This is a genomic window from Paraburkholderia phymatum, assembly GCF_040965635.1.
Taxonomy (GTDB): domain Bacteria; phylum Pseudomonadota; class Gammaproteobacteria; order Burkholderiales; family Burkholderiaceae; genus Paraburkholderia; species Paraburkholderia phymatum_B.
Window position 1 is genome coordinate 131157 of the sequence record NZ_JBFRCH010000013.1, and the last position, 15496, is coordinate 146652.

Consider the following 15496-nt stretch of genomic DNA (forward strand, 5'->3'; position numbering starts at 1 on the left):
AAACGGACATTTCAGGAACAGACTGTAATGCAGGCCGCTACGATCGATCCGTCGGTTCGACATCAGCGTCGCGAAGATCGCACGATGCTGCTGTTAATGGGGCCTGCGCTGTTCGTCGTCGTGGTGCTGCTCGTGTTGCCGCTCGCGTGGCTTTCGTGGCAGTCGGTCTATCACGATGGCGCGTTCACGCTCGCCAACTATCGGCGCATCTTTACAGGCACATATCTCGACACCTTCCTGCTGACGTTCAGGCTGAGCTTCATCGTGACAGGCATTACGCTGTTGCTCGGCTATCCCGTCGCGTATTTCGCGGCATCCGTCCCGCCGAAATGGAGCGCGCTGATACTCGGCATGGTGATCCTGCCGTTCTGGACCAGCGTGCTCGTGCGCACCTATGCGTGGCTCGTGCTGCTGCAACGCACGGGGCTCGTGAACAAGGCGCTGATGTCGATGGGTTTGATCGACAGACCCGTGCAGCTTGCGTATAACCAGTTCGGCACGATCATCGCGATGGTGCATATCCTGCTGCCGTTTATGGTGCTGCCGCTTTACTCCGCGATGCAGAAGATTCCCGCCAACCTGTCGCAGGCGGGCGCGAGCCTCGGCGGCTCGCCGCTGCATGTGTTCTGGCGCGTGTTCCTGCCGTTGTCGATGAGCGGCGTCGTGGCGGGCGTGACGCTCGTGTTCGTGCTGTGTCTCGGCTTCTACATCACGCCTGAACTGATGGGCGGCGGCAAGTCGATCATGGTCTCGATGGTCGTGAGCCGCAACGTCGAGATCTATAACAGCTGGGGCGCGGCGAGCGCCGTCAGCGTCGTGCTGCTGATCTGCGTGTTCGCGATCTTCTATGCCGCGAGCCGCGTGATTCCACTCGAAAAGACCCTGGGCGCGAAATGAACAAGATCTCGTTCGGAAGGTTCACGCTCGGCGCGGGCGTCGTGCTGATCCTCGTGTTCCTGATGTTGCCCGTGGTGATCGTCGTGCCGCTGTCGTTCTCCGATACGCGGTTCATGACGTTCCCGCCGCCTGCCTATTCGCTGCGCTGGTATCACTCGTTCTTCGACAACCCTGCGTGGATCGACGCGGCGCGCGTCACGTTGACGGCCTCCGTATGCGCCGCGCTGATCGCGACGCCGCTCGGCATCGCCGCTGCGTATGGGATTCAGCACGGCTCGCACTGGTCGATGAAGTATCTGCGCACGCTGCTGATGCTGCCTTTGATGGTCCCCATCATCATCGTCGCGGTGGGCGTGTTCTTCGTGTTCACGCAAGCGGGATACGTGAACACGCTGGGCGGGCTGATCGTCGCCGATACGATGCTGGGGCTGCCGTATGTGCTCATCTCGGTCGGCGCGGATTTGCGGACCTTCGACCGCACGCAGGAGATGGTCGCGCGCAGCCTCGGCATGAACCGTTTTCGCAGCTTCATGGCGGTGACGCTGCCGCAGATCAAGGCGAGCGTCATCTCCGGCGCGGTGTTCGTGTTCATTCAGGCGCTCGATGAGACGGTCGTTGCGCTCTTCATTTCGGGCGGCTCGAATCAGACGTTGACGCGGCGCATGTTCGTCACGCTGCGTGACGAGATCGATCCGACCATTGCCGCGATCAGCACGATGCTGACGGCGCTGACGTTGTGCCTCGTGATGATCGTCGTCGTGAGCCGCCGTTCGTCGGCGGTTGCGCGTGCCTGATTTCTTTCCACGGAAGCAGGAGTGGAAGCGCATCACACCGCTGCGCATCCCTTAAGCAACTCCGCCACCCGCTCCGCCATCATCACCGTCGGCACATTCGTATTCGCGCACGGAATCGACGGCATCAGCGACGCATCGCAGACATGCAGTCCTTCCACGCCGTGCACGGCGCCGTTCGCATCGGTCACCGCCAGCGGATCGCGTGCATCACCCATCCGGCAGGTACCCGACGGATGCCACGTTCCGCCGACCGAGCGCGTCACGAACGCCGTCATCGCCTCATCGTCGGCCAGCAGTTCTCCGATCGACACCCCCTGCGTGACCACGCGGCGAACCAGCGGCCCACGCAACGGCCCCGCGATATCGAGCAGCGCGCTCAATGCGCCGCGCTGGAGAGCATTCCACACGCCCGGCACGGCAACGGCCGCAACACGCGGCGAATAGCTCGACGGGAACACGATATCCCGATGCGCGGCCATCGAAGGCGCGGCCAGCGTCCGCGCGCCGAAGCGCAACGCGAGCTTCAGCCGTTCGAGGTCGCGCCCGTCCGACAGCATCGCGAAGTCGACGTGCGGCTCCTCGAACGGGCTCGCCGACGCGAGCTTCACCTGCCCGCGCGAATACGACTTGTTGACCCAGAAGAAGATCGTTCCGAGCCGATAGCCGACCGAATGCCATCCCGAGCGCGACAGGATTGCGCCGTGCATGTCGCCGGGCACCGTATCGGGCAGCCCCGACGAAAAGCGCACGATGGCCTGCTCGTGATGCTCGTCGGGAAACGGCGTGCGGGCGACGCGCGGCAGAAATGCCGACACGGCAATCGACGGATGCTCCATCAGGTTGCGTCCTACGCCCGCGCGATCCGCGCGCACCTCGATGCCGAGCGCCGCGAGATCGCTGGCGGGACCGATGCCGCTTCTGAGCAGCAGTGCGGGACTATGAATCGCGCCCGCGCTGACGATCATGCGCGCAGCGAGCACGTCTTCGTGCGAACCATCGGCACGCAGAATGCGCGCGCCCGTCGCGCGCTGCCCATCGAACAGAATCCGCTCGACCACGAGGCCCGTGCGGATCGACAGGTTCTTGCGCGCGCGCACAGTGTCGCTGAGATAGCAGACGGAAGTCGGAATGCGTTCGCCCGCCGCGCTCACCGCAATCGAGCCAATGAACACGCCGTCTTCCCACGGACCGTTCTGATCGTCACGCAGCGCATGGCCGCGCGCTTGCAACGTGCAGAGCACCGCTCGCACGAACGGCGAGATGCGCGACCATGGCGTGCGCTGAATTCGCACGGGCCCAATTGCGCCATGCAGTTCGCCGTCGAAATCGCAATCGGATTCGAGCTTGCGGAAGTAGGGCAAACACGCTTGCCAGTTCCAACCGCGCGCGCCGAGCGCTTCCCATTCGTCGTAATCGGCGGGGGCGCCGCGATTGGCCATCAACGCGTTGATCGCCGAGCCGCCGCCCAGCAGCTTCGCCTGTTCATAGCGGCGCAGCGCCGCAGGCGCGCTCATGCGCGCCTTCAGTTGCTGCCAGATGTTGTTCACGTCGAGATAGGCGCGGCCCGGATAGCGGCTGCGGATCGCATTGGGCATGGTTGTCTGCGAAATGTCGCGGCCCGCTTCGATCAGAGACACGCACTTGCTGGCGTCTTCGGAAAGGCGTGCGGCCAGCACGCATCCAGCCGATCCGCCGCCCAGAATCAGATAGTCGATCACGTCGAATCGTATGAGGCGCGCGGATCAACAACGGCGCGCGAGCCGATGAAATGAAAAACGCCCGCAACGAACGACGTTCCCGCGGGCGCCTGAATGACGATGGACGACGGCCTGCTTACTGCATGAACTTCAGCCAGCGCGCTTTTGCCTGAATGCCGGCATCGGATGCCCACCATTCTTCGGACATCAACGCCTGCTTCTGAGCGTTTTCCGGCGAGCTCGGCAGCTCGCTGGCGCGCTTCGCCGTGATCTTGCCCGTCTTGAACGCAGCGGGATTGCCGGGGCCGTAGTCGATATAGAGCGGCAAATTGGCTTGCAACTCCGGCGACACGGCCGCGTTGACGAACTTGATCGCTTCGGGCAGATTCGGCGCGTTCTTCAGCACGCACAACTGCGTGTTCTGCAGAATGCCGTCGTTGAACGTGAAGTCCACATCGGGATCATCCTTCTTTACGGCGCTTGCACGGCCGTTCCAGATCATCGTCATGTCGACTTCGCCGTCGTGCAGCAGTTGCGCCGACTGGCCGCCCGACGTCCACCACACGGTAATGTCCGGCTTGATCTGCTGAAGCTTCTTGAACGCGCGATCGACGTCGAGCGGATAGAGCTTGTCGCGCGACACGCCATCCGCGAGCAGCGCCGCTTCGAGCACGGTCTGCGGATCGTTGCGAAGCGCGCGCGTGCCGGGGAAGTTCTTCACGTCCCAGAAGTCCTTCCAGCTTTGCGGCACTTTCTTGAGGTTCTTTTTGTTGTAGCCGATGACGGTCGAATAGAACTCATAGGCGACCGAGTAGGGCGTGCGATATTTTTCCGGCACCGACGCCGCATTCGGGATCTTCGAGAAGTCCAGCTTTTCCAGCAGACCTTCGCGGCCGCCCCGCAGACAGTTCGATGTCGGCGTATCGACCACGTCCCAGATCGGCTTGCCCGTCGCCCCTTGCGCCTTGATCTGCGGCCACGCGTCGGGAATGCTGTCCTGGTTGATCGTGATGCCCAACTGCTTCGCGGCAGGGTCGAGGATCGCCTTGGTCTGGGCTTCCTGATAGGTGCCGCCTTGCGAGACGAAGGTGATTTTTCCCGCTGCGAAGGCGGGCGCCATCCCCGCGATGCTCAGCACGAGCGTCATAACTAAAGGGCGCAACTTGGGTCTGTTGATCACGACTTTTCCTCGACACGGTTGAAGCGAAAAAACATCTTCCAGGTCGTGCTGCCGCGCTTCCGGCTTGCGCGAGAACAGCGCGGGACTGATTGAAAATATAGTGAGTCAATATCGACGGAGCAACGCCGGAATTGTTGGAGTCCCCATGACGTAGTGTTATGTCAGACGCTTGCTGCGCATGTCACCAGGGCTCTTACCAATCGCATGCCGTCAGAAGATCACGTAGACCTTGCGCATCGTCTCTTCGACTTCCCATGTGCCTTCTGTATGGGCTTCGAAGAACAGCGTGTCGCCGCCCGTGAAGTGGACGGCGTCTTCGCCGTCGGGTGTGAAGCGGCCACGGCCGCTCAGGAAATGCATGACCTCGGCTTGCTTGACCGAGCGGCGGTAGGTGCCGGGCGTGCATTCGAAGATGCCCGTGTCGATCGCCTCGCTGCCGCGTATCACCTTCTGCACGCCCGATACCCTGATCTCCGGCGTGCCCGGAAGACCGGCCGTGCCCCAGTCTTCCAGCCCCTGCAATGCAATGCCTTGTTTGATCTGCTGGACTTTCATCTCGTGTGTTCGTCGACGATGGTTGGAATGACAGCAACGCTCATTGCTCACTGTGTCTCGCGATCCGCCGCTCGATCCTCCCGAGCCGCACGACCGTCACGCCCGGACGCAATTGCCTGAGCGACGGCATCACGAGCATGCAATCGGGATACGGAGTGCGCACGGTCTGGCCGTCCGACCAGCCGATCACGCTGCCCGCATCGGGAAACACTTCGAGCCCCGTGTAGTGATCTGCGAAGCGAAAGTCGAGGCTCGTCGCGACGACGGGTTCCGTCACGCGCACGATCAGCATTTCGTCGGGCAGCGGCATGATCCAGCCTGGCGGCACATCCTCTTCGCCGATGACACCCGACAGCACCAGAAAGCGTGCCGTGACATCGCGCGCGACGGCCACGGCGCCCGCCTCCCAATGCTGCCCGCATTCGATCAGCAGCGCGTTCTTCACACTGTGCGGATCGCCGAAGCCTTCGTAATCGCGCATCCGGCGTCCTTCGGGATGGCCTTCGTCGCAGATCACGGTCGCTGGCGTGCCGAGCGTCTGGGCAAGCGCGATGCCCTTGTCGAGCGGCCCGGCGACGATCAACGGCTTGCTCTTTTCGTGCATCGAATGCAGGTCGAGCAGCAGATCGACGGTATCGATCACGGGCCGCATCGCGCGTGCGCGGCGCAGCTCGCTGGAATCGAGTGCGGCGTTGTCGAGCGTTTGCGCAGTCCACACGCGATTGAAGTCCTGACCGACGAAACGCGCCGCGTCGGGGCGCGACGGATCGAAACGTGCATACGCATCGACGTTCGCGAACGAGAGTGTCAGCTTGCCGCGCCGTGGCCGCAGCTTCGCGCGCAGCAGCGCATCGACGACGATCGCGCCGCACACTTCGTTGCCGTGCGTGAGCGCGTTGATCATCACGTGCGGGCCGGCGATGCCTGATTCGAAGGTGCTGACGTACGGAATGCCCGTGTCGCTGCGCTCGTGTGCGGCGATGTCGGGAAACGCGAGTTCGATCGGGTAAGCGTGCGCGTTCATTCGAGCCCGCCCTGGCAGAGGTATTTGATCGACAGGTAATCGTCGAGGCCGTACTTCGAGCCTTCGCGGCCATAGCCCGACTCCTTCACGCCGCCGAACGGCGCGGCTTCGCTCGCGAGCGCGCCTTCATTGATGCCGACGATGCCTGCTTCGAGCTGCCGCGCGACGCGGTCGATACGCCGCACGTCCTGGCTGTAGAAGTACGACGCGAGGCCGAACGGCGTGTCGTTGGCGGCGTGAATCGCTTCGGCTTCGTGGTCGAAGCGGAACAGCGGCACGACAGGGCCGAAGGTTTCTTCGCAGCTCAGTTGCATGTCGGGCGTCGCGTCGGCGAGCACAGTGGGCGCGTAGTAGTTCGGGCCGAGTTCGGGCAGGCGCTTGCCGCCCGTCAGCACGCGCGCGCCGCGGCTCACGGCGTCGTCGACATGGCGCGCGATCTTGTCGATGGCGCGCGCGTTGATCATCGGGCCGATCTGTGCGGCGGGATCGGTGGCGGGCGCGACCTTGAGCGCGGCGACGCGCGTTGCCAGCAGGTCCGCGAAGCGCTCGTACACGCCCGACTGCACATACACGCGATTCGGGCATACGCAGGTCTGCCCGCCGTTGCGGAATTTCGCGGCGAGCATGCCGGTGACGGCGGCATCGAGGTCGGCGTCGTCGAACACGATGAAGGGTGCGTTGCCGCCCAGTTCGAGCGACAGCTTCTTCAACGTGCCAGCCGATTCTCGCGCCAGATACTTGCCGACAGGCGTCGACCCCGTGAACGTGATCTTGCGCACGCGGCTGTCGGCGAGCCAGTCGCCAACGGCAGGCACCGCGTTCTCGCGCGATGCCGGGATCAGGTTCAGCACGCCCGCCGGCACACCGGCTTCATGCGCGAGCATCACGAGCGCGAGGGCGGTGAGCGGCGTGTCTTCGGCGGGCTTGCCGACGACGGTGCAGCCCGCCGCCAGCGCGGGCGCGATCTTGCGCGCGATCATCGCGAGCGGGAAATTCCACGGCGTGATCGCGGCGACGATGCCGACGGGTTCTTTGATCGCGCTCATCCGCTTGCCGCGCTGCTGCTGCGGAATGATGTCGCCGTAGATGCGCGTCGCTTCGTCCGCGAACCACGCAACATACGACGCGCCGTACATCACTTCGCCGCGTCCTTCGGCAAGCGGCTTGCCCTGTTCGAGCGAGATCAGGCGGCCGAGCGCGTCGGCGTTCGCGACGATCAGCGCGTGCCAGCGGTGCAGCACGGCTGCGCGGTCCCTCGGCAGCGTGTCGCGCCAGCCGGGGAACGCGCGGGCGGCGGCATCCGTAGCGGCGCGCGCGTCGGCGGCGTCACTGTCGGCGACCTGCGCGATGACTTCGCCCGTCGCCGGGTTCGTCACGTCGAAGCGCTTGCCGCCAGCTGACGCCACCCACTTGCCGTCGATGAAATTGTCGCTGCGGATCAGTTCGCTCAACTCGTATTGCTGTGTCATCAGAACACTCCTTTGCAGTTCACGCGCGACCCATCACGCGAGACGATGCGCAATGGCCGCGCCCACTTCCGCCGTGCTGGCCTTGCCGCCGAGATCGCCCGTATGCGGGCCTTCCTTGAGCACGGCTTCGATGGCGGCGAGGATCGCGTCATGCGCTTCGCGCTCCTTGCCCTGGCCGTTGCCGAGAAAATCGAGCATCATCGCCGCCGACCAGATCATCGCAACCGGATTGGCGATGCCCTCGCCCGCGATGTCCGGCGCGGAGCCGTGCACCGGCTCGAACAGCGACGGGAATGTGCGGTCCGGATTCATGTTGGCCGACGGCGCAATGCCGATCGTGCCGGTGCACGCGGGACCCAGGTCCGACAGGATGTCGCCGAACAGGTTCGTCGCCACTACCACGTCGAAGCGGTCGGGATTCAACACGAAGCGTGCACAAAGAATGTCGATGTGCTGCTTGTCCCACTTCACGTCGGGATAGCGCGCGGCCATTTCGGCGGCCCGCGCGTCCCACCACGGCATGCTGATCGAGATGCCGTTGCTCTTCGTCGCGACCGTGATCTTCTTCGCGCGGCGCTGCGCGAGATCGAATGCGAACTTCAGCACGCGCTCGGAGCCCTTGCGCGTGAAGATCGACTGCTGCATCACGAACTCGCGCTCGGTGCCTTCGAACATCGTGCCGCCCACCGACGAATATTCGCCCTCGGTGTTCTCGCGCACGATCATGAAGTCGATGTCGCCCGCCTTGCGGCCCGCGAGCGGCGACGGCACGCCTTCGAACAGCCGTGCGGGACGCAGGTTGATGTACTGGTCGAACTCACGGCGGAACTTGAGCAGCGAACCCCACAGCGAGATGTGATCGGGCACGGTGTCGGGCCAGCCGACCGCGCCGAACAGAATGGCGTCGACGTTGCTCAGCTGCGCTTTCCAGTCGTCCGGCATCATCTGGCCGTGCCGTGCGTAGTAGTCGCAGCTCGCCCATTCGATATGCTGATGGTCGAGGCCGATGCCATAGCGCTTGCTGACGACATCGAGCGCGCGCAACGCCTCGGGCATCACTTCCTTGCCGATGCCGTCGCCGGGAATCACAGCGATGCGATAGTTGCGGGTCATATGCGTCTCCTCTTGAGAAAGTGTCAGGATGGTTGGGAATCAGTCGGGCAGAGGCCGTTCATCACGACCTTGCATGGCGACTAGTCTATTCCTGATCAACCGTCATAAAATCGCGCTTTTGGTTAAGCTACTGTGCACGAACTGTGAATAAATCGCCGAACCTCGACGACCTGCGCGTGTTCTGCACGGTCGCCCGCAAAGCCAGCTTCAGCGCGGCGGCGGACACGCTGTCGGTGTCGGCAGCCTATGTGAGCAAGCGCGTGAACATGCTCGAAGCCGATCTGGGCACGCGGCTCTTTCATCGTTCGACGCGCCGCGTCGCGATCACGGAAGCCGGCGAGCGCGTCTATGCGTGGGCCGAGAAGATTCTCGACGATGTGGACCGCCTCGTCGAAGACGTGTCGACCACGCGCCGCGTGCCGCGAGGCACGCTGCGCGTGTCGAGCAGCTTCGGCTTCGGCCGGCATGTCGTTGCGCCGGCGCTCGCGCGGCTCACGGAGCGCTATCCGCAACTGAGCGTGCGGCTCGACCTGTTCGACAGGATCGTCGACGTCGCGGGCGAGGGCTTCGATCTGGACATTCGCATCGGCGACGACATTGCCTCGCATCTGATCGCGAAGCGCCTCGCGTCGAACCATCGCGTGCTGTGCGCGGCGCCCGCTTATCTGAAGCGGCACGGTACGCCGCGCCAGCTTGCCGATCTCGCCTCGCATCAGTGCCTCGCGATCAAGGAGCGCGATCATCCGTTCGGCATCTGGCGTCTGACGGAGCGCGGCGAGACCGTTTCCGTGAAGGTGACGGGGCCGCTGTCGACCAATCACGGCGAAGTGGCGGTGCAATGGGCGCTGGCGGGACGCGGCATTGTGCTGCGTTCGATGTGGGACGTGCGCGCGCTGCTCGACGGCGGCGCGCTCGTGCAGGTACTGCCCGGCGTCACGCAGCCGGCGAACGTGTGGGCGGTGTATCCGGCACGGCTGGCGTCGTCGGCGAAGGTGCGCGTGTGCGTCGATTTTCTGGCCGACGAATTCAGCCGCATGGCCGAGCCCGACGCGCCTCAGTGATGGTTCTGCGAGAAGAGCGTTTCGAGCGGATAGTGCGTTTTGATGAACGGCGTCTTGATGATTACATAGCTGAAGTATTTCTCGATGCCGATATCGCGCTCCAGCAGCCCTTCGATGGTGCTCTGATAGTGGCTCACGCTGCGCGTGACGAATTTCAGCAGATAGTCGTAGCCACCGCTCGCCAGATGGCATTCGACGATCTCGTCGACATCCTTGATCGCGTTGACGAACTTGATGAAGTCCTCGCGGCGATGGTCGGCAAGCGTGACCTCGGTGAACACGATCTGCACGTCGCCGAGCTTTTCCAGCTGGATCTGCGCACCGTACCCGACGATATAGCCCGCTTTCTCCAGACGCTTGACGCGAATCAGGCAAGGGCTGGGCGACAGGCCGACGGCGTCGGCCAGTTCGACGTTCGTGATACGCCCTCGCTTTTGCAGTTGCGAGAGGATGCGCAGATCGATTCGGTCCAGCTTGCAGTCGTTGCTCATCGTGAGTCGGTCGGTCCCGCATGTCGAAGGTCGATCGATGTTATCACGCGGCTACGCGGCGTTTGTATTCGATCGAGCCCTTCAGCGCGGCGCGGACGTCGGCTTGTTCGAGCACGTCGTCGAGCGTTTTCTCGAGGCGCTCGAACAGCAGGTCGAACTCGGCTTCCGAGTAGCAGAGCGCCGGCGCGAAGCCGAGGATGTTGTCGCCGAATGCGCGAAACACGAGGCCGTTGCGGTATGCGGCGGTTGCGATGCGGTCGGGGAGTTTCAAAGACGCATCAAAGCCCTGTTTGGTGTTCTTGTCCGACACGAGTTCGAGCGCGCCCAGCAACCCGCGATGCCGCGAATCGCCGACGAGGGGATGCGCGAGCAGCGCGTCGAGCCCTTGCGCGAAGCGCGGCCCGCGTGCGATACCGTTCGCAAGCAGCCCGCCTTCGTGATAGAGGCGCATCACTTCGAGCCCGATCGCAGCGCTCACCGGATGCGCGGAATATGTGTGGCCGTGGCCGATTGCCGCCGACACGTCGCCGCCATCGGCGATGCCCTGATACATCGCGTCCGACATTAGCACGGCGCCCATCGGCGCATAGCCGGCGGTCAAGCCTTTGGCGACCGTCATCAGATCTGGCTCGACGTCTTCGGCCTGACACGCGAACAGCGGACCTGTGCGGCCAAAGCCCGTGATCACTTCGTCGGCGACGAACAGGATATCGAGCTTGCGGCACGCTTCGCGCATCGCTTTCAGCCAGCCGACAGGCGGCACGATCACGCCGCCCGAGCCCTGGATCGGCTCGCAGAAGAAAGCGGCGATGTTATCCGCGCCGAGTGCCTCGACCTTTGCTTCGAGTGCTGCGACGGACGCTGCGATCAGCGCGGCATCGTCGGCGAAATCGTTGCGGTACGCGTAGGGCGACGCAATGTGATGCTGTGTCGCGAGCGGCAGGTCGAAGTGGCGATGGAACACGGGCAGCGCCGTGAGCCCCGCGCCGATCGACGACGAGCCGTGGTAGCCGCGCTGCTGCGCGATGATGTGCTTCTTCGACGGCTTGCCGATCGCATTGAAGTAATACGTGATGAAGCGCAGCGCGGAATCGACGGCGTCGGAGCCGCCCAGCGTGAAGTACACATGCTGCAGCGATGCGGGCGACAGTTCGATCAGCTTCGCCGCGAGTTCGATTGCAGGTTCGGAGCCGAAGTGGAAGTAGCCCGTCGCGTAGGGCAGGCGGGCCATCTGCTTCGCGGCGGCTTCGACGATGCTTTGATGGCCGTAGCCGGTGTTCACACACCAAAGGCCGGAGAACGCATCGAGCAGTTCATTGCCTTCGATGTCTCGCAGAAACACACCGTGCGCGGACTCGAGCACGGTGACGCCGCGTGCTTCATGCGCGCGATAGCTGACGACGGGGTGAATCAGATGTTTGCGGTCGGCTTCGATGAGCGATTGGATCGACATAGTGTGGCTCTCTTCTCGGAATGGGCTGCGGACCGTTTCATACTACTGAGAGAAGCCTGTCGGCCGATTCGCCAAAGAGATCGCGAAAAAGCGCAAACGCGGCTTTTTACGGGGCGCGCGCAGCATTTTGTGCTGTGGCCTGCTTGCTGTGGCTTGCTAATATCCACGACTACGGTCGATCTCACCGATCATCGGCAATCCATCCCGATGACGTCGGATATTGTCCAGCACAACATCGACGGCGGTTTCCGGCCGCGTCGCGCTCGCGATATGCGGCGTAATACGCACGCGCGGATGCGTCCAGAACGGATGCGACTCTGGCAGCGGCTCGGGGTCAGTGACGTCGAGAATCGCGTTCTGCAACCGGCCGCGGTCGAGCGCGTCGAGCATGTCCTGCTGGTTCACCTGCGGGCCACGCCCGGCGTTGATGAACGAAGCGCCCATCGGCAGCTTGCCGAACAGACGCTTGTCCAGCAGGCCGCGCGTCGCGCCCGTGAGCGGCAAAAGGCAGATGAGAACATCGGTGCGAGCGAGAAACGCGTCGAGGCTCTCGACGCCCGCGTAGCATTCGATCCCTTCCAACTGATGCGCCGACCGGCTCCAGCCTGCGCACGGAAAGCCGAACAGACGCAGCCGTTCGAGCACCGCCGAGCCGAGCATGCCGAGTCCCAGCACGCCGACGCGCCGCGATGATGCCGCGCGCACGGGCATCTCGCGCCAGGCGCGCTGCCGCTGCTGCAACGCATAGTCGAAGAGATCGCGATGAATGGTCAGCACGGCTTGCGTCACATACTCGACCATGCCTTCGACGATGCCCGGCTCGATCATGCGCACAACGGCGATATGCGGCGGTACGCCCGACAGATCGAACTGGTCGATGCCCGCGCCGACCGAGAAGATCACTTCGAGGTTCGGCAGCGTGCGCACGGAGTATTCGGGCGGCTGCCACGCGGCGAGATAGCGGACCGACGCGGGATCGCCGATGTCGGGCCACAGGCGAAAGGGAATCTCGGGCGCCTTCTGCGCGAAGAGCCGCGCCCATTGCTTGCCGCGTTCGGGATCGGCTTTGTAGAGAAGCGTCATGATTCAACCCAGTGCCTGATTGACGATCGCGAACTGCCCGACCGATTCGTCGATGGAAGGCGCTCCGTTGCGTGACATCTTGACAACGGTATCGACGCGCAAAAGGCCAAGTTCGTCGAGCCACGGGGTGAGGCCGCTGTCGCCGGGCGTATCGATGCGCGTGAATGCGCCTGCGTTCTCGGCAAGGCAATGCGCGATAAGCGCCTGGGCGCGGCGCATCTGCTCGCCGCCGGCGTCGACCGCGACGACGGGGCCGATCGCGTGGCCGCGTCCGAAGCGCCGCAGTAGCGCGAAGCCGAGCAATTCACCGGCACGTTCGAGCGCGACGCCTTGAGCAACTTCGAGCAAAGCGGGGAGCAGCGCGCTGCGGTCGAGACCGCTCGCGCGCGATGCGAGATCGACCAGGCGAGCCACATCGTCGGCGCGCAGCGGGCGCAGTTGCTCGTCTCGTGCGAGGGCAACATGTGGTACGCGGAAATCGGTGGCTTGATGCTGATTGATCGTGCCGATCTTCGCGAAGCCGAGCTTTTCGTACAGCGGCTGGCCGGCAGGCGTCGCATGCAGCACGGCAGTACGTTTTCCCAGCACATCCAGCAACAGTTCCATCAGCTTGCGCCCGATGCCTAAGCCTTGTCGTTCTGGCGAAACGATCACCATGCCGAGCGACGCGCCGCTGTCCCCGTACTTCCAGCAGAGCGCCGTGCCCACGATTTCGTCATCGCTCTGCGCTATGAAACCGGAGCCGGCTTCGACGACAAAGCGCCAGTCGTCGGCGCGATGCGGCCAGTTGACCTGCGTCGAGAGCGCGTGCGCGGCGGCAATGTCCGATGATGCGAACGGCCGGTAAGTGACGGTTGTGACAGGGGCAAGCGGTTGGGGTGCGGACACGGAGGACTCCTCGGCTGGGACGCGTTCCGTCACTTTGTCATCGAGGCAGAGCGGTGGCTAGGATGATCCTGTCGCGTCGCACGCGCAGCTTGCGACGCTTCCGTCCGCTGCGCCAGCGCACCACGGATGACATGTGCCTATCAGAATGTAGTGGGGTCAGGCAACGAACTGCAGGGGTTCGGCTCGCATGGTTGGTCGCCCGAGCACGAGATCACTTGCGCGCTCGGCCAGCATGATGGTCGCGGCATTGATGTTCGCGCTTGGCACAGACGGCATGACCGATGCATCGATGATACGCAGTCGCTCTACCCCTCTTACTTTCAGATCTGGGCCCACGACGGCTGACCCGTCATGCTTCGCTCCCATCTTGCACGTTCCACAGGGGTGATACGCGCTTGACGCGTCCAGCCTGATGAACTCGTCGACGGCCGCGATTGCGCTTACATCGACGCCTGGCATGTCTTCACGGTAATGAAAGCGACGGAAGGCAGGTTGTCGTGAAAACAGCAGGCCGAGCCGTACCGACTCGCGCATCACGCGCCAGTCTTCCTCGGTGTCCATGTAGTTCGGATCGATCGAAAGTGGAGCTTCGGCCTGCCTCGACTTCAGCCGGACACGCCCGCGACTGGTCGGGCGCATCGGACCGACTCCGATGCGATAACCATTTGTTTGCCGCGTGGGTATCCAGTCCTTGTCGAAGAACACCGGGAAGAAGTGAAACTGGATATCCGGATGGGGAACGTGGGGAGCGCTCTTCAGAAAGGCGCCGACATGACACTGGTTGACGGACGCCACGCCCGACTTGAAACCGAACCACTGCACGCCCGCCCACAGCATCCGGTGAAGCTGCAGCTCCCGGTTGAGCGAGACAGATTCCCTGGTTTCGATCTGGATGTGACATTCCAGATGATCCTGCAGATTTTCTCCGACCCCGGGCAACTCGACTCTCGGCACGATGCCTTTTTCCTTGAGATGATCGACCGGCCCGATTCCCGACAACATCAGCAGTTGCGGGGAACCGAAGACGCCCGCGCAAAGTAAAGTCTCCTTACGTGCAGTGACGTTCACTACAGAGCCGCCGTGCAGCACCTTGAACCCTGTCGCCCTGTTGCCGATGAGATTGATCTGCTCGAGTGTGCTCTGCGTCCAGATCGTCAGGTTGCCGTCGTCTTTGCGCGAGTGAAGGTAGCCGTACGAGGCGCTGTTGCGAATACCGTGATCGACGCTCATCTCGAAGCGCGACACACCTTCCTGCCGGTATCCGTTCACGTCGTCGGTGAGCGGAAAGCCAGCTTCGACGCCCGCATCGAGAAAGGCCTGGTTGAGCGGACAGAGATGCTCCTGACGCTGCGCATGAATGAACCCGTCGGTACCCCGATAAGCGCTGCTGACATCACTCCGCTCGATCTTCCGGAAGTACGGCAGACAATCCTTCCAGCCCCAGCCCGTTGCTCCTTCCCGCTCCCAGCGCTCGTAGTCGAGTGGATGACCGCGAAGCCATGTCATGCCGTTGATGGAGGATGAGCCGCCGAGAACGCGGCCTCGCGGCTGCTGGATACGGCGGTTGCCGAGGTTCCGCTGCGGCTCGGTCTCGAACCAGTAGTTATATCGCGAGCTCGGCTTGAAAATCGATCGCAGGCCAGCGGGCATACGGATCACCCACGAATTGTCACGTGGACCCGCTTCGATCAGCAGTACCCGATTACCGGCATCAGCGAGCCGGCGCGCGAGCACGCAGCCGGCCGAACCTGCTCCGCCAATTACATAGTCGAATTCCACGACCTCGCTCAT

General features: G+C 63.5%; 14 protein-coding genes. 3 read left to right on the forward strand and 11 right to left on the reverse strand.

Features of this window, described 5'->3' with window-relative positions; all coding sequences use genetic code 11:
* Positions 1-27 precede the first annotated feature (27 nt).
* Positions 28-897, forward strand: a complete 870-nt coding sequence (locus tag AB4Y32_RS22320) for an ABC transporter permease (RefSeq protein ID WP_439899821.1) — start codon at positions 28-30, stop codon at positions 895-897.
* Positions 894-1691 (forward strand): ABC transporter permease, encoded by a 798-nt coding sequence (locus AB4Y32_RS22325; RefSeq protein WP_368723424.1) that lies wholly within the window; start codon positions 894-896, stop codon positions 1689-1691. The genes AB4Y32_RS22320 and AB4Y32_RS22325 overlap by 4 nt, the downstream gene beginning before the upstream one ends.
* Positions 1692-1723: 32 nt before the next feature.
* Here the strand turns inward: AB4Y32_RS22325 and AB4Y32_RS22330 are convergent, their stop codons facing one another.
* The 6 genes from AB4Y32_RS22330 to AB4Y32_RS22355 all read right to left on the reverse strand — a co-directional run bounded on the left by AB4Y32_RS22330 (position 1724) and on the right by AB4Y32_RS22355 (position 8729).
* Positions 1724-3409 (reverse strand): GMC family oxidoreductase, encoded by a 1686-nt coding sequence (locus tag AB4Y32_RS22330; protein WP_368723425.1) that lies wholly within the window; start codon positions 3407-3409, stop codon positions 1724-1726.
* Between the two features lie 115 nt (positions 3410-3524).
* Positions 3525-4535, reverse strand: coding sequence for an ABC transporter substrate-binding protein (locus AB4Y32_RS22335; RefSeq protein ID WP_368723474.1), 1011 nt, complete (start codon positions 4533-4535; stop codon positions 3525-3527).
* Positions 4536-4778: 243 nt separating this feature from the next.
* Positions 4779-5123, reverse strand: coding sequence for a cupin domain-containing protein (locus tag AB4Y32_RS22340; RefSeq protein ID WP_368723426.1), 345 nt, complete (start codon positions 5121-5123; stop codon positions 4779-4781).
* Positions 5124-5163: 40 nt separating this feature from the next.
* Positions 5164-6147, reverse strand: a complete 984-nt coding sequence (locus AB4Y32_RS22345) for a M14 family metallopeptidase (RefSeq protein ID WP_368723427.1) — start codon at positions 6145-6147, stop codon at positions 5164-5166.
* Complete coding sequence (locus AB4Y32_RS22350) at positions 6144-7616, reverse strand: NAD-dependent succinate-semialdehyde dehydrogenase (protein ID WP_368723428.1); 1473 nt, start codon at positions 7614-7616, stop codon at positions 6144-6146. Before AB4Y32_RS22350 ends, AB4Y32_RS22345 begins: the two co-directional genes overlap by 4 nt.
* A 33-nt stretch (positions 7617-7649) precedes the next feature.
* Positions 7650-8729 carry a tartrate dehydrogenase gene (locus AB4Y32_RS22355; RefSeq protein WP_368723429.1) on the reverse strand — a complete coding sequence of 360 codons (1080 nt, stop codon included), beginning with the start codon at positions 8727-8729 and terminating at the stop codon, positions 7650-7652.
* Positions 8730-8872: 143 nt separating this feature from the next.
* Between AB4Y32_RS22355 and AB4Y32_RS22360 the strand changes: the two genes are divergently transcribed.
* Positions 8873-9790, forward strand: a complete 918-nt coding sequence (locus AB4Y32_RS22360; protein WP_368723430.1) for a LysR substrate-binding domain-containing protein — start codon at positions 8873-8875, stop codon at positions 9788-9790.
* Here the strand turns inward: AB4Y32_RS22360 and AB4Y32_RS22365 are convergent.
* The 5 genes from AB4Y32_RS22365 to AB4Y32_RS22385 all read right to left on the reverse strand — a co-directional run bounded on the left by AB4Y32_RS22365 (position 9784) and on the right by AB4Y32_RS22385 (position 15496).
* Positions 9784-10281: an Lrp/AsnC family transcriptional regulator gene (locus tag AB4Y32_RS22365; protein WP_368723431.1), complete on the reverse strand. Its 498-nt coding sequence runs from the start codon at positions 10279-10281 to the stop codon at positions 9784-9786. The genes AB4Y32_RS22360 and AB4Y32_RS22365 overlap by 7 nt on opposite strands.
* A gap of 43 nt (positions 10282-10324) precedes the next feature.
* Positions 10325-11734, reverse strand: coding sequence for an aspartate aminotransferase family protein (locus tag AB4Y32_RS22370; RefSeq protein ID WP_368723432.1), 1410 nt, complete (start codon positions 11732-11734; stop codon positions 10325-10327).
* A 156-nt stretch (positions 11735-11890) separates the two neighbouring features.
* Complete coding sequence (locus AB4Y32_RS22375) at positions 11891-12817, reverse strand: 2-hydroxyacid dehydrogenase (RefSeq protein ID WP_368723433.1); 927 nt, start codon at positions 12815-12817, stop codon at positions 11891-11893.
* Positions 12818-12820: 3 nt separating this feature from the next.
* Entirely contained in the window at positions 12821-13705 is an 885-nt protein-coding gene (locus AB4Y32_RS22380; protein WP_368723434.1) for a GNAT family N-acetyltransferase, read from the reverse strand.
* A 156-nt stretch (positions 13706-13861) separates the two neighbouring features.
* The gene (locus AB4Y32_RS22385; protein WP_368723475.1) at positions 13862-15496 is read right to left on the reverse strand and encodes a choline dehydrogenase; all 1635 of its coding nucleotides are present in this window, start codon (positions 15494-15496) and stop codon (positions 13862-13864) included.

What these genes read in the sequence shown, in the direction of transcription:
- AB4Y32_RS22370 (WP_368723432.1), bottom strand. Translation starts at nt 11,734, where the DNA reads ATGTCGATCCAATCGCTCATCGAAGCCGACCGCAAACATCTGATTCAC.
- AB4Y32_RS22335 (WP_368723474.1), bottom strand. Translation starts at nt 4,535, where the DNA reads ATGACGCTCGTGCTGAGCATCGCGGGGATGGCGCCCGCCTTCGCAGCG.
- AB4Y32_RS22355 (WP_368723429.1), bottom strand. Translation starts at nt 8,729, where the DNA reads ATGACCCGCAACTATCGCATCGCTGTGATTCCCGGCGACGGCATCGGC.
- AB4Y32_RS22345 (WP_368723427.1), bottom strand. Translation starts at nt 6,147, where the DNA reads ATGAACGCGCACGCTTACCCGATCGAACTCGCGTTTCCCGACATCGCC.
- AB4Y32_RS22320 (WP_439899821.1), top strand. Translation starts at nt 28, where the DNA reads ATGCAGGCCGCTACGATCGATCCGTCGGTTCGACATCAGCGTCGCGAA.
- AB4Y32_RS22375 (WP_368723433.1), bottom strand. Translation starts at nt 12,817, where the DNA reads ATGACGCTTCTCTACAAAGCCGATCCCGAACGCGGCAAGCAATGGGCG.
- AB4Y32_RS22340 (WP_368723426.1), bottom strand. Translation starts at nt 5,123, where the DNA reads ATGAAAGTCCAGCAGATCAAACAAGGCATTGCATTGCAGGGGCTGGAA.
- AB4Y32_RS22365 (WP_368723431.1), bottom strand. Translation starts at nt 10,281, where the DNA reads ATGAGCAACGACTGCAAGCTGGACCGAATCGATCTGCGCATCCTCTCG.
- AB4Y32_RS22385 (WP_368723475.1), bottom strand. Translation starts at nt 15,496, where the DNA reads ATGAGCGAGGTCGTGGAATTCGACTATGTAATTGGCGGAGCAGGTTCG.
- AB4Y32_RS22350 (WP_368723428.1), bottom strand. Translation starts at nt 7,616, where the DNA reads ATGACACAGCAATACGAGTTGAGCGAACTGATCCGCAGCGACAATTTC.
- AB4Y32_RS22325 (WP_368723424.1), top strand. Translation starts at nt 894, where the DNA reads ATGAACAAGATCTCGTTCGGAAGGTTCACGCTCGGCGCGGGCGTCGTG.